A 21,325-nucleotide genomic window follows, 5' to 3' on the forward strand; every position below is an offset into this window, starting at 1 on the left:
TCCTAGTTCCGGTCCGCGCGCAACAGCGCAACCAACAGATAAATGAACAGCCCCACTGCCAGCAGCAGGGACACCCCGTCCAGAACGCTCATGGAAGATCTCCGTGTTACGGCGTATTGCCGCGTGTGGAGGCATTGTCGGAAAGGAGGCTGTAAAGGAACGAGACCGAGGGTGCGGGCGGGGCATAAAGAATGCGTAAAGAGTGGGTTTATGCCTTCTTTACGACTGCTCCCGATGGCCGACGCACCTGACTGGCGCACAGAAATGTGGCTATCGAGTCGCGAACATCCCCGATACGACAGCTTTCAGCCCATTGCGACCCGCCAATACAAAATGGCACGCCCACTGCACGCGCCCTTCCCCGAGCTTTCCAAACCGTTCAGGGAGCAAACGCATGAACACACAACTCAAACCCACGCTGGGCACACTGCACCTGTGGGGCATTGCGGTAGGGCTGGTGATTTCCGGGGAGTATTTCGGCTGGAGCTATGGCTGGGGTGTCGCCGGAACACTGGGCTTTCTGGTGACCTCGTTCATGGTCGCGACCATGTACACCTGCTTCATTTTCAGCTTCACCGAACTGACCACGGCGATTCCGCACGCGGGCGGGCCGTTTGCCTACAGTCGCCGGGCGTTCGGTGAAAAAGGCGGATTGATCGCAGGCCTGGCGACGCTGATCGAATTTGTCTTCGCCCCACCGGCGATTGCGCTGGCGATTGGCGCCTATCTGAATGTGCAGTTTCCAGCCCTCGATCCGAAACACGCGGCGGTCGGCGCGTACATCGTCTTCATGGGCCTGAACATTCTTGGTGTGAAACTGGCCGCGACCTTTGAGCTGATCGTCTGCGTGCTGGCCGTCGCCGAGTTGCTGGTGTTCATGGGTGTGGTCGCCCCGGCCTTCAGTTTCAGCAATTTCGCGTTGAATGGCTGGGCCGGCTCGGACGTTTTCGGCGCACCGGCGATTGCCGGGATGTTCGCGGCGATCCCGTTTGCGATCTGGTTCTTCCTCGCCATCGAAGGCGCGGCCATGGCGGCAGAAGAAGCCAAGGACCCGAAACGCACGATTCCCAAGGCTTACATCAGCGGCATCCTGACTCTGGTACTGCTGGCGATGGGCGTGATGTTCTTTGCCGGCGGCGTCGGCGACTGGCGCACCCTGTCGAACATCAACGACCCGCTGCCACAGGCGATGAAAGCGGTGGTCGGCGACAACTCCGGCTGGCTGCACATGCTGGTCTGGATCGGTCTGTTCGGGCTGGTGGCGAGTTTCCACGGGATCATTCTTGGCTACTCGCGGCAGTTCTTCGCCCTCGCCCGCGCCGGTTACCTGCCCGCCTCGCTGGCGAAACTGTCGCGCTTCCAGACCCCGCACCGGGCGATCATCGCCGGTGGAATCATCGGCATTGCCGCCATTTACAGCGACGGCCTGATCAATCTCGGCGGTATGACCCTCACAGCCGCAATGATCACCATGGCCGTGTTCGGCGCCATCGTGATGTACATCATGAGCATGCTCAGTCTGTTCAAGCTGCGCAGAAGCGAACCGAATCTGGAAAGGACTTTCCGCGCGCCGTGCTATCCGCTGATCCCGTTTATCGCGCTGGTATTGGCGATGGTGTGCCTGGTAGCGATGGCCTGGTTCAACGCGCTGATCGGCCTGATTTTCCTGGGGTTCATGGCCGTCGGCTTCGGCTACTTTTTACTCACCGGACAATTGCGCGCTAATGCTCCGGCGGACGCCATGTTGACCGGGCTTTAACCGCACCGGGCATAACCGGCCTAGAATGGAACCACTGCGATTTCCCATCGCTCAAACGTGGTAAGCAGCATCGCCGGCGAAATCCTCGCCCGGCGACCTGCCATTAAGGAGAGCCGCTATGCCCTGGTATGCCTGGTTGATTCTGGTCGTTGCAATCGGCTCGATCGTGGGGGGTCTGATGATGCTGCGCGACACCGCCAACAAGGTCGAACTGACCGAAGAACAACGTCAACGCGTTGCCGAGCGCAATGCCGAAGCGGACATCAAGGACGCGCAGGACCGTTGAACGAAAAACCCCGCCTGAATCGGCGGGGTTTGTTCTTCTGATCTGTTGGTCTTACCCGCAAGTTTTTTAGAAGTAGAAGTACAATCACCATTTAACTATCCGTGGTTAAGATAGCGGTCTTGTCGCGGAGAGAAGAAATGCGTTACTCGCAGGATCACAAAGCCCAGACCCACCAGCGCATCATCAAAGAAGCCTCTGCACGATTCCGCAAGGACGGTATCGGAGCCACCGGGCTGCAACCTTTGATGAAAGCGCTTGGCTTGACCCATGGCGGTTTCTATTCGCACTTCAAGTCCAAGGACGAACTGGTAGAAAAGGCGCTGCAAGAGGCCGGAAATCAGGTTGATGGCCTGTGCGCCGAGCTCTTTGCGCAAGAGCAGCCTCTGGAAGCATTCATAGATACCTACCTTTCCGAATGGCATCAAACCTCCCCTCATGAGGGTTGCCCATTGCTGACCATTTCTTCGGAGCTGGGCCTGCGCGGACAACCCAGCCCCACAAGTGATACGGTGCTCAATGCGCGACTGGCGCAAATTGAAAATACGCTTGAAGGCGAGAGCAGTGCCGACCAGGCTATCGTCATCATGTCGACACTGGTTGGAGCACTCCTGCTATCACGCAGTGTCGCTGACAGCGAGTTTGCGCAACGCATTCTCGATGTCGCCCGCGAGCACCTCAAGCACTCAAAAGGCTAAGCCTGCCATCGCTTGAACAGAACACTGGCATTTACTCCGCCAAAGCCGAATCCGTTGGACAACGCGTACTCGATCGACATTGACCTTGCTTCTCCATGGACGACATCCACACCATCGCTTGCAGGATCGGGATGATCGAAGTTGAGCGTCGGCGGCACCCTCTGGTCGCGAATTGCCAACAAAGTGAAAATGGCCTCAACCCCGCCAGCAGCGCCAAGCAAATGTCCGATGGAGGACTTGGTCGACGTTACGGCGATCCGGTTTTCCTCGCCGAACACACTCTTGATGGCCGCCAGCTCACCAAGGTCGCCAACCGGCGTAGAGGTGGCATGGGCGTTCAGATGCTGTACCTGAGCGGGTTCTACTCCCGCCTGCTTCAAGGCCAGGGTCATCGCTCTTCGCGCACCATTTCCATCCTCCGGCCCGGCAGTCAGGTGATAGGCATCGGCGCTGGTGCCATACCCGACCAGCTCTGCCAATGGCTGCGCACCACGCGCCAAGGCATGCTCCAGTGATTCGATCACCAGCAGACCGGCGCCCTCACCCATGACGAAACCGTCGCGACCGCTGTCGAAAGGGCGCGAGGCGCGCTGGGGAGTTTCGTTATAGCCACTGGACAGTGCCCGTGCTGCAGCGAATCCGGCCAGGCTGACCCGATCAATCGCCGCTTCCGCCCCCCCGCACACTGCCACGTCCGCTTCACCTGCTCGAATCAGCCGCGCCGCATCGCCAATCGCCTGAACGCCAGCGGCACAAGCTGTTACCGGAGCGCCAAGCGGCCCTTTGAGACCATGCTTGATCGACACATGCCCCGCCGCCAGATTGACCAGAAACGAGGGAATGGTGAATGGCGACAGACGTCGCGGGCCACGGGTGTCCGTGGTACGCACCGCATCGGCAATCGCACCGAAACCGCCGACACCGGAACCGATGATCGTCGCTGTGCGTTCCTGATCCCGGGCTTCGGAGGGGTGCCAGCCAGCCTGCTCCAGCGCTTGCCGGGCCGCTTCCATGGCAAACAGAATGAAGCGGTCCATCTTCTTCTGCTCTTTGGGCGGCGTAGCGCGATCCGGATCAAATCCGGCCTCGGCATCCTCCTCCAGCGTCGGCACCCTGCCACCGACACTTGTTGGCAAATCAGCGCTGACTTCGTCCGGCAGCTTGCTCAAACCCGAGCGCCCGGCGAGCAAACGCTGCCAGACGACTTCGACGCCGCTGCCCAAGGGTGAAACCAGGCCCATGCCCGTCACGACTATTCGACGTTGATTCATATCGCATTACCTCGCTTCGAAAGTCTTACTTGTAGCGGCTGGCAGCCGAACGATGGGACAGGTTCGGCGCCAGGACATGCCGCGCAGCGGTGAATGCATGCCAGTCAGCTGCATCCGGCAGGGACGGGATCGTGATGAGTTCGCCCTGATCCAGACCGGCCAGCGCTGCATCCACCATTTCGCCGGCTTCCATGACCATTTCAGCCGGAATCCCGCTGGCGTCGATTCCCGAGCGTTCCCAGATTTCCGTGCGGGTGACGCCTGGCAAAACGGCCTGCACCTTGACACCGGCGCCCTGAAGTTCGGCATCGAGCGATTGGGTCAGACTCAGCACATAGGCCTTACTGGCACTGTAGGTGGCGTTGAAACGCTCAGGAAACAATGCCACCACTGAGGCGATATTGATGATCGTGCCACGACCGGCCCTGGCGAAACTGTCGGCGGCGGCAGCGGAAAGACGCGTGACAGCAGTAATGTTCAGCTGGATCAGCCGCTCCATTTGATCGAGATCTGCATTGGCCAGCAGACCGTTGGCGGCCACCCCGGCATTGTTCACCAGCAGGCTGATGCTCGAATCGTCGCGCAGACGCTGTTCAAGTTTGAATACTTCGTCCTTCTGTGTCAGATCCGCTTTGAGGACCTCCACCTGAATGCCATGCGCATCGCGCAACTGACCCGCTGCGATTTCCAGACGTTCCTGATCACGGGCCACCAACAGCAAATCAAAACCGCGCGCAGCCAGGCGCTCGGCGTAGATCGCACCGATGCCGGATGAAGCGCCGGTGACAAGAGCCGTACCTTGGGATTCAGCGGATTTCATGCCAGTACTCCTGAAAATGCTCGAAATGAAAAAGGCCACTGAGTGGACAAGCGATCAGAGGCGACAATTTATTATAGGCATAATCCAAACGAGATATGATAGCCGTAATTTTTCTCCGCCGATGAGCGTCCTCCTTACCTTGCTGACCGTTCGCGCACCAACGAAACAAAAAAGGCCGGTCAATGACCGGCCTCATGCTTTCGAAAATCCAGCTTAGTTCACTTCCAGCTTTTCACGATTGCGATCCAGAATTGCCTTGCCGATACCCTTCACTTCAAGCAACTCATCCACTGATGCGAACGGCCCGTTTGTCTCACGATATGCAACAATCGCTTTAGCCTTGGCTTCACCGACCCCGGCCAGCTCCTTCTGCAAGGTTGTCGCGTCTGCTTCATTGAGATCGATTTTTTCCTTCGAAGAAGGAGCTGCCACCTCCGTCACAACGGGCGCCTTTGGCAGCTCAGGAGTGGCGGCAGGCGCGGCAATCGCGCCAATCGAGGCGCTGGTGAGCAGGGCAAAAATCAGAGAGTAGAAGTATCCGGTACGCATAAAGTGACGCTCCATCATGATTTGAGAAAGCAGCTTTTCCGAAGCTGCTCCCCAAACTTAGGTCACGATGGGCATAAGTCAAAAATGTGTACGTTACAGCATGTGAAACAATCAGGGCTCAAGCCGGCGTTGCTGGAAGATCCAGTCAACGATCTCGCCGTCGGGGGTGTAGCCGCTGACGGTTTCACGCAGAAGTTGACGGACACGCGAATAATCGTCTTTTTCGACTGCAACAAGCAGCTCGCTCAATCTGGCCTTCAGCACATCCCATGGGAGGTGATCTTCGTTGGCCGTCATGATCATCGGGTGAGGAGTCGCCGCGACGTTGTCGCCAATCAGCAGTTCTTCGTACAGCTTTTCACCAGGGCGCAAACCGGTGAACTCAATGGAGATATCACCGTGTGGATTGCGATCCGAGCGAATGCTCAAACCGGAGAGATGAATCATTTTCTCCGCCAGCTCGACGATTCTGACCGGCTCGCCCATATCCAGAACGAAGACATCCCCACCCTGCCCCATCGAACCGGCCTGGATTACCAGCTGCGCGGCTTCCGGAATGGTCATGAAGTAGCGGGTGATCTTCGGATGAGTGACCGTCAACGGTCCGCCCGACTTGATCTGGCTGTGAAACAGCGGAATCACCGAGCCGGACGAACCCAGTACGTTTCCGAAACGCACCATGGTGAAGCGTGTCTTGTTCACTCGGGAGACATTGGAGTTGTCGCCAAACAATACGGGGGCAATCTCACGACTCAAAGCCTGAAGCGTCAGTTCGGCCAGGCGCTTGGTGCTGCCCATGACATTAGTCGGGCGTACGGCCTTGTCGGTCGAAATCAATACGAAGTTCGCTACGCCGGATTTCAGCGCCGCCTGAGCCGTATTGAGGGTGCCAATAACATTATTCAGAACGCCCTCAGCGATATTGTGCTCAACCATCGGCACATGTTTATAAGCTGCCGCGTGGTAAACCGTATCGACCTTCCACGTCTTCATCACGTCGAGCAGCTTGTCCTGATGACGGATCGACCCGAGGATCGGCAAAAGCCTGACCGGAACGGACTCACGACAGCCACGCTGCTCCAGCTCCGAGAGAATGCTGTAGAGATTGAACTCGCTGTGTTCAAACAACAGCAGCGTGGTCGGCTGCAGGGAAAAGATCTGCCGGCACAGTTCAGAACCGATGGACCCGCCCGCCCCGGTCACCATCACGGTCTTGCCTTTGATACAGCGCTCCAGCAGATCAGCCTGAGCCGGCACCGCGTCGCGACCGAGCAAGTCGGCAATATCGACTTCCTGAATGTCTTCGACCTTCACACGACCGCTGGCAAGATCAGTGAAGTTCGGCACGCTGCGCACATGCAGGGGAAAACCTTCAAGCAGGTGCAGAATTTCCCGGCGCCGGGCACGTGTAGATGATGGAAGGGCCAGGAGGATTTCCTGCGCCCCGGTAACATCAATCATCTGTTGGATATGTTTGGGCTTGTAGACCTGCAACCCGGAAATTGCCCTATCGGCGATGCTTGAATCATCATCGATGAAGGCAACAGGCCGCATGACCCGCCCCATGCGCAATGCAGCCACCAACTGGTTACCTGCCACACCGGCACCGTAGATGGCCACCTTCGTCAGACCATCATCGCGATTGGTGAACGGTACGTGCTGGGCAGCATTGAACCAGTCACCCATGAAGTACTGGCGCATCAGCAAGCGCAGCCCACCGATAATGACCAGACTCAACCACCAGTAATTGAAAATGATCGACCGAGGCACAACGGTTTCATGGTTGCTGTACCAATAGACCACCAACGCAAGAATCAACGAAGACAAGCTGACCGCTTTGATGATCGCAACAAGCGCATCATTGCCGAAATATCGCATGACGGCACGGTACATGCCGAAGCGAATGAACAAGGGAATAGCCACGACCGGGGCGCAAACGAAGAGCCACAGATGCACCTTTATCGGGTTGACCATCTCATCAACGCCAAGACGCACGATAAACGCCATCCACAGTGCGGCCCAAACAAGGACAATATCCGTCAGCACTTGAATCAACCGTTTTTGCCTGCGGGGCAGCGCCAGCAAAAATACGCGTAGTTTTCCCATATTCCCTCGTACCAATCTGACCTACTCCGTTGGTTGAACCGGCTGACGCATTGTACGGAGTAAAAGATCCGGGTTACAGAAAAAACACTAGCAAAACCCGACCGACAAATCGACACGTGGCCCGTTGCCGTTCGACTGTGCGCGGCTTACAGCTCTGCGTGGGGGCAATTCGGCTTGACAGCAAGTATTCTGAGGGACGGCATTTTTTGATGCCGTTGATCGGAGAAAAACGCCTGCGGGGAGTTTGCCACCCCGCAGGCGTAGAAATCTTACAGATGGAATTGAAGAGCCGAGCTATTTTTTCCGAAAAATGAGTAAGCCGCCGACACCCACCAAGTACGCCAGCAATCCGAAAACAGCCAGAAAAACAGCCGAACGGAAATAAGGCATATTGAACTTTGCCACCGCCTTGTATGTCCCGGCCGGCATCTCCCAGTATCGGAAGCCATGAACATCTTTTGCGGTTACCTGTATCCCGTCATTAACCGTCATGGTCCAACCGGGAAAGTAAGTCTCATTTTCCAGGAAACCAAACCCGGAGGCGGATTTGACGTCATATTCAATCTGATTGGGCTTGTACAACGTGAGCTGCACCCGATCGCTTGTTGCATCTGCACCGCTATTGATAGCTGCAATCGCTTCCTGTGCATCGGGCTGCCCTTTGAAGTAAACCGGCGCCCAGGCCTTTTTGGCAAACTTCAACAAATCAGGATTGCCGACTATGTATCTCTGCCGGAGAAACTGCATTGGACCTGAATAGTCACCGACCATATAAATGCCGGTCAAATAGCCTTGATAGCCAAAGTCCTGACCTGTGAACTCATCGCTGCGCTCTGCGCGCGAATCGACACCCCGAATTCTCTGCGCGAGCAATGGCGCGGGGGTTTGCAATGCGCCGAATTTTTCCGCATGCACACCGGAAATGGAAGGATTATCCCAATAGGCTTGCCCGTCTTCGACACGTATGAAATCAATCACCTGGATTGAGAAAAACAAGATGAAAACAACGGCCGGATTCAACCTGAATCGATGAACACACAGCGCCACGATCACCAGAAGCATTGTAACGAGGGAAAAGACAAACGCGTCCTGATTCACCAACAACGGGTCAACGACGAAGTAGCCCAACACGCCAAAAAGTGCAAACCTGACCAGTCGGTCTTTGACGATACCGACAGGGCTTGCCTTGTACTCCCGATAACCGAGCATGGCGAAATATATGAGCGCCAGGGCGATGAATCCACGATAGTCCGCGCTTGGAAAACGGCTATATCCCAGCGGTGGGAACAACTTGGTAACCGCGTCGAAAAACCACCCTCCCATGCCCATAAACAAAGCGCACACGGCAACGGCCGTCATTCCCACATTGCGCTTGAACACTTTCACGCTCATGAAAAAAATGAACACAAAAGGAATGATCAATACGTGCAACGAGCGCATCGATACGTCACCCGGCAACCCGGGGAAATCAATTCGCTGAATCAGGCTGAGCAGATTCACCGGGGCGATAAACGTCTTGGCCAGACTACCCGCTTCGGCTGATCGGGCTATCTCCCCCTTCAACATCAGAACCGGAAAGAAGGCCGGGGATGCCATCAGCACCCCACTCATCATGAGCCCTGCGCCAATGATGAAATGTTTCCATGAGCATTCTTTGGCGATAGCCGATGCAAAAATGAACACAAAAGAAATGAAGACGATGCTGATCGAAGATCCCGGGTAGCCACCCGTCCACTGAAACAGCAACAAAACGGGCAGGACAATCAACGGGAAGGGTTTCACCCCGTTTCGCATAAGGTCTACCAGGCCTGCAAAAATCCACGGCAGGAATGCGAAACTGCGCACGATATCCAGATGTTCAGAATTGCAAAAGAAACCGCCGAACAGGTTGTAGGCAACACTTCCGATTACCGAAGCAAGGACATCCTGGCCCGACTTGCGCAACAGAACGTAAGCGCCAAGCCCGGCAAAAAACACATGCACGACTTGAAAAACAACTGCCGCATGCAATGTGTAGGGAATATTAAAGATATAGAAAACGTAGTTCGGCGGATAAAAAAGGCCGGACTGCATGTTCATCAATAGCGGATAACCCATCCCCTGGAATGGAACCCACGAAGGGAATTGCCCCGCCTGCAAGGAAGTCAGCCAGTAATTCGGTATCGCATGATAAGTCAGGGAGAAGTCCCAAGGAAAAACGCTCTGCCCGAACAGATGATCATAAAAAACATACATATTCAGAAGCGCTAACAAACCAACCACATAAAACCACGCTGGAAGCTTGTCAAGCAGCGCTTTGACATCTCTGGCAAAATGAAACAGAACCAGGACAACAGTCGAAACGACAAACCCACACAGCACACTGAGCATTATTCTGATCTTACTCACCTGCTCGACTGCAAAAGTCATTTCAAGCTCAGGATCATCAGCATTTTCCTGTATACGAATTACAGTTTTTCCAGAAAGATTGTCTATGCTTTCAATCTGATTAAGGGCCTTGAAGGTCATCGCCCCTGACAGAAAACTCATCCCCAACACCGAGATATCGGTATCAAGCACCTCGATAGTGCCCGGAGAATTCAGCGGATCCCAACGAACTGGGGATGCCTGAATTGAAAGCGGATACGCCAGCCTGTTCTTGCCGGCATTCACAACTCCTTTCACGGAGTTATCTTCGCTGTAGCCATTCCCATCATTAAAAAACAACTGAGACACTCCAGAAACACTGGAGATCATCTCTATATTTACAACAGGCTTACTGACCGGAGTAAAAAAAACAATAAAACTAAAAAAGACCGTCAGGATCAGGAGACTGCGAAAATATTCTGCAAATGTTTTTTTCTGGAATAGGTCAGAACGGAAAAAAGCATTCATAAACAAAGACAAACTCTTGATTTTTAGGAATCTGGAAAAAAGCGCTTGCAAAATACAGTAGCAGGGTAAAAAAAGCGAGATGCACTGCTCCCCCTGGCGCCTTGCCCATCTACAGTCCTGCACATACTTACCCCTCGTCAAGCCGAGAAAAAAGCAGGCACCCAGAGGCGCAAAACAGCTGGAAATTCACTTTTTTTCGATCCCTGCTTATCGGGCAGGGAACCCGCCGGGGCCATAGCCAATTGTGTAATAAACCTTTGCCCTTTATCATGCGCGCAGCCAAAAATTCTGGATAAACCATGGACGCCAAACAACAAATTCCTCTCTTCTCAGCCGTCGCCGCCAACGCGGGCATCGACTTTTCCGAACCACTCATGCGTGTTGTCAACCGTCACTGGTACATCATGGGTGAGGAGGTTAAAGCGTTCGAGCGCGAATTCGCCGATTACGTTGGCGTAGAGCACTGCATTTCGGTTGCCAATGGTTCCGAGGCACTGGAAATCGCGTTGCTCGGCATGGGAGTGGGTCCTGGCGATCGCGTCGTTACCGTCGCTAACGCAGGCTTCTATAGCAGCACCGCAATCAGAGCGGTTGGCGCCGAACCTGTTTACGTCGACGTCGACGACCGTTCCCTTACCATGTGCCCCGAGTCGCTGAAGCGAGCATTGGCACAACCGGCGAAGGTTGTCATCGTCACCCATCTTTATGGGCAACTGGCGGAAATCCAGACACTCGCATCGATCGCCCGGGAATCTGGCGCTGCGGTACTGGAAGATTGCGCCCAGTCGCATGGTGCTCGCTCGGAACAAGGCCAATGTGGTTCCTTCGGAGACTTGGCCTGCTTCAGCTTCTACCCGACCAAAAACCTCGGAGCCCTGGGTGATGGCGGCGCGATCGTTACCTCATCGCCAGAGATTGCCGAACGCTTGCTGAAGCTGCGGCAATATGGCTGGGCGACCAAATATCATGTCACCGTACCGTTGGGACGCAACAGCCGCCTGGATGAAATGCAGGCTGCAATATTGCGCGTAAAGCTACCTCTGCTCGACCAATGGAACGCGGAACGTCGGGACATCGCAAAGAAATATTGCGAAGCTTTTGCAGCGCTGCCGGTAAAACTGCCTGCCAGCCTGGGTCGTGACTTTGTCGCACACCTGTTCGTGTTGCGTGTTGAAAACAGAGATGCCTTTACCCAGTACTTGAAAGAGCAAGGCGTCAGCACCGACATTCATTACCCTGTTCCCGATCACTGGCAAACAGCCTACAAGTTGAATGACACTTTTGATCTTCCGGTTACTGAAACCGCAAGTTCAAAACTCGTTTCACTCCCGTGCTTCCCGGGTTTGACGACTGAACAGGTAAACCGTGTTATCGAAGTTGTCTGCAACTTCTTCAAACAGGGGGTTTAGGGTGTTATCGCTTGTAATTCCAGTTTACCGCAACGAAGAATCGATCCCTTCGTTGCTACAGGCCATAGATGATCTTAATGTTCAACTACAGGGTGAACTGGAAGTAGTATTTGTTGTAGACGGCAGCCCTGACAAGTCATTTGAACTGCTGCGAGAGAGCCTGCCAATGCGCCAGTTCTCTTCGCAGCTGGTCCTTTTGTCGAAGAACTTCGGGTCGTTCATGGCGATTCGTACCGGGCTTCAGCATGCGAAAGGTCGCACATTTGCGGTAATGGCTGCAGATCTGCAGGAGCCACCGAGCCTCGTACTGACAATGAATAAGGTTCTGAACAATGAACCTGTCGATGTCGTGGTGGGTGTTCGTGAAAGCCGGGAGGACCCATTTCTCTCCAAGCTTGCTTCGAAGACGTTCTGGGGCTTGTATAAGCGCTATGTCATTCCGGAAATGCCAGCTGGCGGTGTAGACATGTTTGGCTGCAACCTGGCATTTCGTGACAACCTCCTGAAACTGGAAGAACGGCATAGCTCGCTGATTGCACAAATTTTCTGGCTGGGATTCCGTCGAGAAGTCGTCCTCTACTCTCGCGTGGCCAGGGAGCATGGAAAATCGGCATGGACACTCAGGAAGAAAATCAACTACCTGATGGACAGCGTGTTTTCCTTCACTGATCTGCCAATCCGCTTGTTGATCAGGGTCGGCGCCGCGGGTTCGATTTTTTCGTCGCTATATGGCATCAGTGTCATTTTCTCGAAACTGGCGGGACTTATTGAAGTTCCGGGCTACGCGATGACGCTGTTCATGATCACGCTTCTTGGCAGCCTCAATTTATTAGGCCTCGGCGTTGTAGGTTCGTATGCATGGCGAACCTATGAAAATACAAAAGGACGCCCATTGGCGATTCCGATGAAAGTCCTTGAGTTTGGAGTCAACAAATGACCGATTCACGTAATTTTTTTGTTCACGAGCAGGCTATCTGCGAGTCCCGGAATATCGGCGCAGGTTCGCGAATCTGGGCATTTGCACATGTACTTCCCAATGCAAGAATCGGTAAAGACTGCAACATTTGCGATCACGTTTTTGTTGAGAACGATGTCGAAATCGGGGACCAAGTGACGCTTAAATGCGGCGTGCAGGTGTGGGACGGAATTACCATCGAGGATGATGTGTTTGTCGGGCCGAACGTTACGTTCACCAATGACATTTTCCCTCGCAGCAAGGTTTACCCGACCGAATTTGCCAGGACTATCATCAGGAAAGGTGCCTCGCTCGGTGCAAACTCCACTATTTTGCCAGGCATAACAATCGGCTCGGCAGCAATGGTTGGCGCGGGCTCGGTCGTTACCAAATCAGTTCCGCCCAACGCGATCGTTGTCGGAAACCCCGCGAAGATCATTGGTTATGTTGACGCGAAAGCAACCAGCACGACGACCGTGGAAAGCCCGAGCAACGTTGGCAAATCCGAGGTTTATCCTTGCGGCGTAACGCTGCATCGCATGCTTGAAGCCGTTGATATTCGGGGCAGCCTCAGTGTAGGCGAGTTCGAACGGGACATTCCCTTCTCGGTGAAGCGTTACTTCCTCGTTTCCAACGTCCCGACAGCTGAAACTCGCGGCGAACACGCCCATCGCGAATGCCATCAGTTTCTGATCGCCGTCAAAGGGACCGTTCACGTTGTCGCTGACAACGGCACGAACAGACAAGAATTCGTTCTTGACTCACATACTCTCGGTTTGTTTCTGCCTGCAATGACCTGGGGCATCCAGTACAAATACTCGGCTGACGCAGTATTGCTGGTATTCGCCTCCGAGCATTATGACGCCGACGACTATATCCGCGATTACGACCAGTTCCTGCTGGAAAAAAATCGCACCGGGCAAGCTTGAAGTGAACCTGAAAAAACTGAGCGAGATAAAGTTTTTCCGTTTTCTGCTGACCGGCGGTTTCAACACCGCCGTCACCTACGGGCTTTATCTGATCCTGTTAAACTTTTTTGCCTACACAACCAGTTACTCGATCAGCTACCTATGCGGGATCTTGTTGGCGTTTCTTCTAAGTCGATACGTCGTCTTCAAAGAACACCAAGGCATAAAGTCGGTGGTTTTTTTCCCGCTGATCTACGTCGCGCAGTACCTGTTCGGCTTATTGGTAGTCTGGTTTTGGGTTCGGATTCTATCGCTGCCGGAGTTTCTGGCACCACTGGCTGCGATCGTCCTGTCACTGCCCCTTACCTACACTTTAAGCAAGCTTGTTTTTACAAAACCGAAACGATCTGAATCCTGAGGCCCGATCACGCGCAAAACTGATCGCTCATCCTCACCAACAAAAAAGGAGCAGCCCATAAGGGCATGCTCCTTTTTTACGTCTTCAGATCGACGGTGCGGGCTCCAGCAGCCCTATCGCAATCAATGCTGCCGATGCTTCATCCCGCAGAAAACTCTCCCGACACGCGCTCAACAGTGAGTCAAGCGCGATTCTCCGTGGATATCAGACAGGCTGCAGCGGCTTACCCACAACAGCTTCAATCCGCCCTTTAGCGCTGGCAACAGCGATATCGTAGGCGCCATGCAGCAATGCATGACGCTCGGCACGTACGTTTTGATCAGCAGGTGTACGGAACAATGACGTCGTTTTTGCTACGTAACGGAAGTTTCCTTCAAAGCCGTAGCACAACCACAGACTCCAGTCTTCCAGCTGATCCAGTTCAAGATCAAAACCGCCCCAGCGCGAGTACAGCTCTTTCTTGAACAGAATGGATTGAATCGGGATGAAGTTATGGCGCCGCATCACTTCATAATCCCACTCCTGATGAAAGACAGCCGGGGTATGGAACAACTCTTCCACGTAAGACGTTTTGTCTTCATTGACGTGCGTCGTTACCTCGAACGCCAGACTGTAGGCGGCATCGATTGAAGTATCGGCATTGAGACATTGCATCAACGTTTCAACATGGTCGGAGAACAATAGGTCATCGTCATCCAGGAACATGAAATAAGCACCGCTGGCATTTGCCATTGCAGCGTTACCGACACCCGAGCGGCCTATCTTTTCATTTGCCAGGAATCGCACGGAAACGTGTGCAGGAGCAACTTCAGCCAGCGATTCCACGAGGGCGCGTTGAGTATCTCCACCGTCTTCCGCGACCAACAGCTCGATGTTCGGATACGTTTGATTGAACACACTCTGCATGGCTTGCTTCAAGAACATGCCACGACCTCTATAGGTTCGCGTGATGACCGTTACTTTGGGGATTGCCGCTGCCTCAGAAACAGCTTCGGCTGACCAGAACGCCCCCTCTCTTATCAGCTCATAGTCATATCCCCGGAACGGGAATTTCACGGAAGCAGGCCCTTTACCCTTCAAGAAATGGGGAATGTTCCTTAGAAGCTTGGGCACATTCTGCCGCAGCATTTTCTTCGAACCAGGAAATTGCGACGGGTATATAAACAGGGCGGCGTACAGAACGAAGGCAATGACGCGATCGGAAAGAGAACCGTAGCGCAGTCGAATGTATGTATTACCCAGCACACTGCCGGCAAACTGCAGCGGTTTGACCTCTCCTGCCTCTTCATAGGTATGGTGAAGCACGGTCGCACCAGGAAGATACTTCAACGAGTAACCAAAGGAACGTAACCGATAAGAAAGCTCTACATCTTCGCCATACATGAAAATCGCATGATCATAACCACCGCTGCGCAAATAGGCTTCACGCTTGAGCAAAATACAGGCATGGGACGACCAGTTCGTTTCAAGCGTAACCGGGTCGTAATACTTTGGATGCTCATACGGGATTTGACGAAATTCCCAACTTGCCGCCGACGTACCCTGATCATTAACCGCCGCAGTAACAGCCTTGACGATGGAATCAGGAAGAAACTCAAGATCGAGATTGACGATCAGGCAATAATCCGCAGTGCCTTTTCGAATGGCGCGATCATGGCCTGCACCAAAACCGAGGTTTTGCTGCCGAATCACTTCCGCGCTGGCAAATCTGCCTGCCTCTTTGCTCAAATATTCTTCGAACAACGCAACCGTATTATCGGAAGAGCCGTTATCAACCACTCTCAGGTGGATCTTTGAAAGCGGATAGTTTTGCGCTTCGAGCGAGGCTACAAAGTTGGCAACCCACCGGGCACTATTATAAGCAACGACCGAGATATCAATCTCCGGAAAATCCTCGACCTTTTTGAATACGTCAGCCCGGCCATTTTCAACAAAGCGATTATTGGACAGCGCATTCAAGGCCAGAAGATTATCAGCCGAGAATGTCTTATCCTGAATAATCTGCGCGAGTCTCATTTTTCTGTAGAGATAAAAAGACCAGACGAACTTCAGACCCGGAATTCTCAGATAAATGGCACGCGCCACACCTCTCAGCGTCAGTCTGGGTCTGCGCACAAATGCGCGGGCGAGATCTTTCGCTCTTGAAACCTTACGCCGAAAACCGCGCAGCGGTCGGGTCAACGTCCAGGACTTGCTGGTGACAATCTCCTGAAACTGTTGATCGAGATCACTCAGCTGCAGTTGCAGGTCGGCATTGGCTCGTTCGAGCGTTTGATTATCAAACTGAACCACGCTGTTTCGCGCCGAGAGCTGCTGCAACTCCGCATGGAACTCACCTGCCCACACGTCGGAACGGAAGATATAGGCGCTTGCCACCGGGTCAGAGAGGACAAGGGAGAACGCAGCTGCTCGCTCCATCGGTAGCGGCGAGACTGGCTGAACCTTAGAGAATTCAACGGCTACGCGGCTAATTCCGCAGGCAAGGGCGGCCCGCCTTGCAAAACCCTGCCATCCCTCATCGCCGTACGCGAATTCAAAATCCTGAAACCGACCAGCATAGTCAACCGGAATCATGAGGTGCCATGAGGCATTGGTGCTCAACGAGGCAAACATCTGGAACTGACTGGCATCTGTCACTTCCCGCACCTCTACCAATTCCAGGAGAGGGGTCCCACGGGCATCATCGAAGTTTTCGATCAACGCGTTCAGTGCACTGACACATACTTCTTGCGGATTTTTGACAAAGGACCAGTAACGGGTTTTCAACGAGGTCGCAACGAAACTTTCCAGCCCGTTTTCTTTGTAAAAGGAAACGGTCAAAGCGCCATCAAATTTCCCGACAAACTTTTCAGGCAACACCCATTCGATTGCCGCACTTCTTGCCAGCCCTGAAAGGGCGACATACAGCGCCGAGACCTCAGATTCAACGACGCTTTGCGGAAAAACCAGCGAAACGGAAACGCTCATTGAGCTGACGCCATCCTGAGTTTCGACGGCAAGGCTATCGTCTGGCACATAAGCGCGCACAAATTGATATACGTCACTGGCCGGATCAAGAATGGCCTTTAACTTTCTCAGGTCGCGACCGATCCCGACATCTCTGTTCAAGAGAACTGAAGGCTGTTTTGAGAATTGCTCACTGAATTCGAGATGATAGTCACGAGCAGCCACTTCTCTCCAGCCATTCTTTCGAGTGACCTCAGACAAGTTTTTCTCTGTGTACACAACTGTGTGCGTCTTATCCAACAACCCCGTATCCAGATAGTCGTAGTCACCTGCCAACAGTTTGATAGCGACATCGATATGGGAAGAGTTTGGAACGGAGATTACCAGCGACACTTTCTGTTCGGAAGAAAATGCTTCTTTGATACGACTCAGCAGTGCACAGTCATAATCGAGATGTTCAATAACATCCAGAATGGAAATTGTAACCGTCGAATACTTTTCGCAGAGCGATGCCAGCTGAGCGACGACCGCATCGTGATCTCTCAGGTCTAACTCATAGGCTTCAACACCATGGCTTTGCAGGGTACTTACGCTTTCCTGGTTGGCATCAAAACCTATGTATCTGACACCTCCATTTTCGATCTGACGAGCAATCGCCGCGTAGCCACACCCCAAGTCGATATGTATGGCGCCCGCACTGGAGCATTTCCGTACAAGATCAACTGCACAGGCATAAACGCTGACAGGCTCATACGAAAAATTGTACTTTTTATCCATTTTTCTGCAACTCGATATCAATCATGGGAATCCCGACCAATCCTGTAGACACACTAGTGCTGTGGGACTTGAAGGCGATTGCGTCGTGAACCCAACTATGAATAACGTGATTGTCCTGAGTACCGTTTGCGATCGCCACACCGATTGTGTAATCGCCAGCGGGCATCATCGGCATTCTGAATTTGAACGTGGCCGCAAAGTCACTGCCACTGCTGACGCTTACAGCGTCATCGACATAGGTAAGGTAGGTGTTGTCACCGAACAGATGCTGACCATTTTTATCCTTGACCAGGAAACCCACAATCGGTTGATCCAACTCAATTTCCGCGTGAATTTTAACCACAAGTGCAACCAGTTCTCCGCCAACAAACCATGAGATCGGTGCACCGGATTCACTGCCAAGATAGACGTCAACAACATGGGCCTTGCTCAGGCCGAATTTTTCCCCGGTGTCGGAGAACCTGAAAACTTCCAGGTCGTTTCTGATCACCGATGCATTGATAAAATCCTGACGAACATCCCGGTAATCCTCGACAGCACGGACTGCATGGACCTTGGTTTCCGCAACCGCCTGGGTCGAACCGGACGAAGCGTAATATTCCGCGAGATAGGACTGACAAACAGTCTTGGAGTCGCTGTAGGCTTTGCGATCTCCAGCCTGCAGCCAGACTGCACGCTCACAGAGACTCATGACACTATTTGTGTCGTGAGTTACGAACAGGATTGTTCCGCGTTTTTTGAATTCCGCGAGAAAACGCATGCATTTTTGCGTGAAGAATATGTCTCCGACGGCCAGTGCTTCATCGATGACCAAGATATCGGCATCAACGTTGGCGATGACTGCGAATGCCAGGCGCACATACATGCCGCTTGAGTAGGTCTTGACGGGCTGTTCGATGAATTCGCCGATCTCTGCAAACTCCAGAATCGCGTCATATCGTGCGTCAATCTCACTTTTACTCAGACCAAGAATGCCGGCGTTCATATAGACGTTTTCGCGGCCACTGAACTCTGGGTTGAAACCGGAGCCGAGTTCCAGCAACGCCGCGATGCGCCCGGAAGTCGTCACACTGCCACTGGTCGGTTGGAGCGTGCCACAGATCATTTGCAGAAGGGTCGATTTGCCGCTGCCATTACGGCCGATAATCCCGACGGTCTCACCCTTTCGCACTTCGAACGAAACATCTTTAAGTGCCCAGAACTCCCGGAAGTACTGTTTCGCAGCTTGCCCCATGGCGCGCTGCAAAGGGGGCATCACAAACTGCTTGAGACGATCACGAGGCTGTTCATAAATTTGATAGCACTTACTCAAATTTTCGACTTTTATAGAAATTTCAGAGGACATCAGCAAACCCCTTACGCGTCTTCTGGAACCAGGCAAAGCCTAACCATGCAACGAATACAGTGACGATCAAATAAAGCCCAAGCATGGCGAAGTCCGGAGCCTTGCCCCAGTAAAGAGCGTCCCGAGTCTGCTCGATCACGGGCGTCATCGGATTCAGATAAAGCAATCCGCGATAACGCTCAGGCAATGCAGTGACCGGATAGAAGATTGGCGAAAGGAACATCAGCGTACTGGTGACAATACCGACGAACTGCGCGGCATCACGCAGGTAAACGCCCAACGATGCCAAAGCCCAGCTCAACCCCATGATGAAGAAAATCAAGGGGAGCAGGATCAGAGGCAAGAACAGTGCCGTCGCGTGCGGGATGCCAAAAAAGATGACATAAGCCAGCATCCAGACAGCAAGGCTGATAGCACCATGAAAAAGTGCAGAGCCCAAATTGACCCATGGAAGAATTTCCAGAGGAAAAACGACCTTTTTCACATAGTTCGGGTTGCCGAGGATTAATCCGGGAGCACGGTTCACGCATTCGGCAAACAGGCTGAAAACCATCAGTCCGGCGAAGAGAATCAGGGCGAACTCGGTTTTGGAGTCACTGCCGGTTCCCCAGCGGGCCTTGAAAATAACGCTGAACACAAATGTATACACAACCAGCATAAACAATGGGTTCAGAAAGGACCAAAGAATCCCCATGAACGAGCCACGATAGCGACCGAGAACATCCCGCTGTACAAACGACTTGATCAGGTTTCTATGCCGCCAGAGGCTTGCGATCATTTCCCTGGGACTTGCTGAAAAATTTTGCATCAAGCAAACACCTTACAAATAAAAATTCCTGAACGACTCATAACATCTTCCCTACGTGATGACCTTTCTGATGTATCAATTTCTTGAGCCCGCAGCACCCTGGCTTTCAGCATCGACAGACTGTGCGCCCGGTCGAGCCACGAGCGCTTGATCGGTCGAAGGTGCCAGCTCTTTCGGTTTGAATTTCAACGCTCTTTTTTCAATCAGATGCCAGGAGCAATATCCCAGGGCCAACGAAATCAAAATCGTGACCGAAAGATAAGTACCGAAAGAGATATCCGGATATTTAAGCAAGACAGCCTGCTGTACCGGGAAAGCATAGATGTAGACTCCGTAGGAGCAGTCACCCACTTTATTGACAAAACTGCCCAGCCAACTACTGGACAATCCATATGCCAACACGATGTAGGGCACGGTAATCCATGGCAGGACATTGGTGAATTCGGGATAAGGCGCAAGCAAAATGGTCCCCATCAGCATTACAAAAACACCTGACAGGCTAAGCCAGCGCTCCAGGCGAAATTTTGCAAAACAGGCACCGATCATGAAATAGACACCGGTCAGGAATACTTGCCGGATATCGGTTCCGTAGATCACCACCATGGGTGCATCCTGCCAGCACCAGAACACCACTACCGCCGCGAACAACGCCGTGACCGCGGCATACACCAGGCGCCCCCCCTTGAACAGCATGCCCAGCCCCATGACCACCAGATACATGAAGAACTCGACAGGCAGGCTCCACAATGAGCCATTCACTGCGCCCGGGACCTTTGACTGTTCAAATACACCTGGTAATGAAAATACCGGTTTCAGAATGATGTTCTTCAGATAACCGGTAAAGTACGGGTGCAAAAAGTATTCTTTCAAACTGAGCGTCGAGAAAATCGGCCCAAGCAAAAGCATGCTGACCAATACGACAACGATCAGGGCTGGAAATATTCTTAAAGCCCGCTTCATCAGAAAATCGCGAGGCACCGGATTGGAACCCCAGCTTTTCGTAATCAAGTAACCGCTGATTACAAAAAATATATCGATCCCAAGGCCGCCATAGGAACTAAGCCCCAGAAAGCCGACGGCCGGCTTTCCGTAGAACATGAAAGAGTGCGCATAAAGAACCATCAGCGCGGCGATAAGCCGTAACAAATTTAAATTGTTGTCTTTATGCAGCATTTCCTGCTCCCGAGCCAATCAACTTCGCATGTATCGAAGAGCATGCGTATACAAACTATGAATGAAACCTGCCGGACGCCTTTCAAGCTCAAGCGCTGGCGCCCCGCTCCCCCGCTGACGGCTGCGAATCATATCATCATCTGCAACCTTTCATTGCCGAACCCGCTCACCGCCCTCCCGCTCTCTCCTGGCTCGTGGACCATACGACAAGGGCGCTGATCATTGG

17 protein-coding genes are annotated in these 21,325 nt (G+C 53.2%); 7 read left to right on the forward strand and 10 right to left on the reverse strand.

Going from position 1 to position 21,325, the window contains the following annotated elements; genetic code table 11:
• Positions 1-2: 2 nt before the first annotated feature.
• Entirely contained in the window at positions 3-92 is a 90-nt protein-coding gene (kdpF, locus tag IF189_RS20060; protein WP_007899818.1) for a K(+)-transporting ATPase subunit F, read from the reverse strand.
• 302 nt (positions 93-394) lie between these two features.
• Between kdpF and eat the strand changes: the two genes are divergently transcribed.
• The 3 genes from eat to IF189_RS20075 all read left to right on the forward strand — a co-directional run bounded on the left by eat (position 395) and on the right by IF189_RS20075 (position 2,740).
• Positions 395-1,759 carry an ethanolamine permease gene (gene eat / locus IF189_RS20065; protein ID WP_192552152.1) on the forward strand — a complete coding sequence of 455 codons (1,365 nt, stop codon included), beginning with the start codon at positions 395-397 and terminating at the stop codon, positions 1,757-1,759.
• Between the two features lie 118 nt (positions 1,760-1,877).
• Positions 1,878-2,045, forward strand: coding sequence for a DUF2897 family protein (locus IF189_RS20070; protein ID WP_065257130.1), 168 nt, complete (start codon positions 1,878-1,880; stop codon positions 2,043-2,045).
• Positions 2,046-2,182: 137 nt separating this feature from the next.
• Positions 2,183-2,740 (forward strand): TetR/AcrR family transcriptional regulator, encoded by a 558-nt coding sequence (locus IF189_RS20075; protein ID WP_192552153.1) that lies wholly within the window; start codon positions 2,183-2,185, stop codon positions 2,738-2,740.
• Here the strand turns inward: IF189_RS20075 and fabF are convergent.
• From fabF to IF189_RS20100, 5 genes are all read right to left on the reverse strand, one after another.
• The gene (fabF, locus tag IF189_RS20080) at positions 2,737-4,011 is read right to left on the reverse strand and encodes a beta-ketoacyl-ACP synthase II (protein WP_192552154.1); all 1,275 of its coding nucleotides are present in this window, start codon (positions 4,009-4,011) and stop codon (positions 2,737-2,739) included. The two genes, IF189_RS20075 and fabF, sit on opposite strands and share 4 nt — an antisense overlap.
• Before the next feature lie 25 nt (positions 4,012-4,036).
• Entirely contained in the window at positions 4,037-4,831 is a 795-nt protein-coding gene (locus IF189_RS20085; protein WP_134827686.1) for an SDR family NAD(P)-dependent oxidoreductase, read from the reverse strand.
• Between the two features lie 213 nt (positions 4,832-5,044).
• Positions 5,045-5,380 (reverse strand): ComEA family DNA-binding protein, encoded by a 336-nt coding sequence (locus IF189_RS20090; protein ID WP_134827687.1) that lies wholly within the window; start codon positions 5,378-5,380, stop codon positions 5,045-5,047.
• A 111-nt stretch (positions 5,381-5,491) separates the two neighbouring features.
• Positions 5,492-7,486 carry a polysaccharide biosynthesis protein gene (locus IF189_RS20095; RefSeq protein ID WP_134827688.1) on the reverse strand — a complete coding sequence of 665 codons (1,995 nt, stop codon included), beginning with the start codon at positions 7,484-7,486 and terminating at the stop codon, positions 5,492-5,494.
• Between the two features lie 294 nt (positions 7,487-7,780).
• Positions 7,781-10,360, reverse strand: coding sequence for a hypothetical protein (locus IF189_RS20100; RefSeq protein ID WP_134827689.1), 2,580 nt, complete (start codon positions 10,358-10,360; stop codon positions 7,781-7,783).
• A gap of 299 nt (positions 10,361-10,659) precedes the next feature.
• Between IF189_RS20100 and IF189_RS20105 the strand changes: the two genes are divergently transcribed.
• The 4 genes from IF189_RS20105 to IF189_RS20120 are packed head-to-tail and all read left to right on the forward strand — an operon-like array spanning position 10,660 to position 14,050.
• Complete coding sequence (locus IF189_RS20105; protein WP_134827690.1) at positions 10,660-11,769, forward strand: DegT/DnrJ/EryC1/StrS family aminotransferase; 1,110 nt, start codon at positions 10,660-10,662, stop codon at positions 11,767-11,769.
• Position 11,770: 1 nt separating this feature from the next.
• Positions 11,771-12,706 carry a glycosyltransferase family 2 protein gene (locus tag IF189_RS20110; protein ID WP_134827691.1) on the forward strand — a complete coding sequence of 312 codons (936 nt, stop codon included), beginning with the start codon at positions 11,771-11,773 and terminating at the stop codon, positions 12,704-12,706.
• Entirely contained in the window at positions 12,703-13,653 is a 951-nt protein-coding gene (locus IF189_RS20115; protein WP_192552156.1) for a WxcM-like domain-containing protein, read from the forward strand. Before IF189_RS20110 ends, IF189_RS20115 begins: the two co-directional genes overlap by 4 nt.
• A 1-nt stretch (position 13,654) precedes the next feature.
• The gene (locus IF189_RS20120; RefSeq protein ID WP_225739916.1) at positions 13,655-14,050 is read left to right on the forward strand and encodes a GtrA family protein; all 396 of its coding nucleotides are present in this window, start codon (positions 13,655-13,657) and stop codon (positions 14,048-14,050) included.
• Between the two features lie 204 nt (positions 14,051-14,254).
• Here IF189_RS20120 and IF189_RS20125 read toward each other — a convergent pair whose 3' ends face one another.
• The 4 genes from IF189_RS20125 to IF189_RS20140 all read right to left on the reverse strand — a co-directional run bounded on the left by IF189_RS20125 (position 14,255) and on the right by IF189_RS20140 (position 21,099).
• The gene (locus IF189_RS20125) at positions 14,255-17,773 is read right to left on the reverse strand and encodes a glycosyltransferase (protein WP_192552157.1); all 3,519 of its coding nucleotides are present in this window, start codon (positions 17,771-17,773) and stop codon (positions 14,255-14,257) included.
• Positions 17,766-19,118: an ABC transporter ATP-binding protein gene (locus IF189_RS20130; protein ID WP_134827695.1), complete on the reverse strand. Its 1,353-nt coding sequence runs from the start codon at positions 19,116-19,118 to the stop codon at positions 17,766-17,768. Before IF189_RS20130 ends, IF189_RS20125 begins: the two co-directional genes overlap by 8 nt.
• Entirely contained in the window at positions 19,108-19,926 is an 819-nt protein-coding gene (locus IF189_RS20135) for an ABC transporter permease (RefSeq protein WP_134827696.1), read from the reverse strand. The genes IF189_RS20130 and IF189_RS20135 overlap by 11 nt, the downstream gene beginning before the upstream one ends.
• A 75-nt stretch (positions 19,927-20,001) precedes the next feature.
• The gene (locus tag IF189_RS20140) at positions 20,002-21,099 is read right to left on the reverse strand and encodes an acyltransferase family protein (protein ID WP_134827697.1); all 1,098 of its coding nucleotides are present in this window, start codon (positions 21,097-21,099) and stop codon (positions 20,002-20,004) included.
• Positions 21,100-21,325 lie beyond the last annotated feature (226 nt).

Origin of the sequence: Pseudomonas sp. IzPS59, from assembly GCF_014863505.1 — a bacterium.
GTDB lineage: Bacteria > Pseudomonadota > Gammaproteobacteria > Pseudomonadales > Pseudomonadaceae > Aquipseudomonas > Aquipseudomonas kribbensis.

Bases quoted from the DNA above. Each gene is read 5' to 3' on its own strand.
- kdpF (WP_007899818.1), bottom strand. From the start codon at position 92: ATGAGCGTTCTGGACGGGGTGTCCCTGCTGCTGGCAGTGGGGCTGTTC.
- eat (WP_192552152.1), top strand. From the start codon at position 395: ATGAACACACAACTCAAACCCACGCTGGGCACACTGCACCTGTGGGGC.
- IF189_RS20070 (WP_065257130.1), top strand. From the start codon at position 1,878: ATGCCCTGGTATGCCTGGTTGATTCTGGTCGTTGCAATCGGCTCGATC.
- IF189_RS20075 (WP_192552153.1), top strand. From the start codon at position 2,183: ATGCGTTACTCGCAGGATCACAAAGCCCAGACCCACCAGCGCATCATC.
- fabF (WP_192552154.1), bottom strand. From the start codon at position 4,011: ATGAATCAACGTCGAATAGTCGTGACGGGCATGGGCCTGGTTTCACCC.
- IF189_RS20085 (WP_134827686.1), bottom strand. From the start codon at position 4,831: ATGAAATCCGCTGAATCCCAAGGTACGGCTCTTGTCACCGGCGCTTCA.
- IF189_RS20090 (WP_134827687.1), bottom strand. From the start codon at position 5,380: ATGCGTACCGGATACTTCTACTCTCTGATTTTTGCCCTGCTCACCAGC.
- IF189_RS20095 (WP_134827688.1), bottom strand. From the start codon at position 7,486: ATGGGAAAACTACGCGTATTTTTGCTGGCGCTGCCCCGCAGGCAAAAA.
- IF189_RS20100 (WP_134827689.1), bottom strand. From the start codon at position 10,360: ATGAATGCTTTTTTCCGTTCTGACCTATTCCAGAAAAAAACATTTGCA.
- IF189_RS20105 (WP_134827690.1), top strand. From the start codon at position 10,660: ATGGACGCCAAACAACAAATTCCTCTCTTCTCAGCCGTCGCCGCCAAC.
- IF189_RS20115 (WP_192552156.1), top strand. From the start codon at position 12,703: ATGACCGATTCACGTAATTTTTTTGTTCACGAGCAGGCTATCTGCGAG.
- IF189_RS20125 (WP_192552157.1), bottom strand. From the start codon at position 17,773: ATGGATAAAAAGTACAATTTTTCGTATGAGCCTGTCAGCGTTTATGCC.
- IF189_RS20130 (WP_134827695.1), bottom strand. From the start codon at position 19,118: ATGTCCTCTGAAATTTCTATAAAAGTCGAAAATTTGAGTAAGTGCTAT.
- IF189_RS20135 (WP_134827696.1), bottom strand. From the start codon at position 19,926: ATGCAAAATTTTTCAGCAAGTCCCAGGGAAATGATCGCAAGCCTCTGG.
- IF189_RS20140 (WP_134827697.1), bottom strand. From the start codon at position 21,099: ATGCTGCATAAAGACAACAATTTAAATTTGTTACGGCTTATCGCCGCG.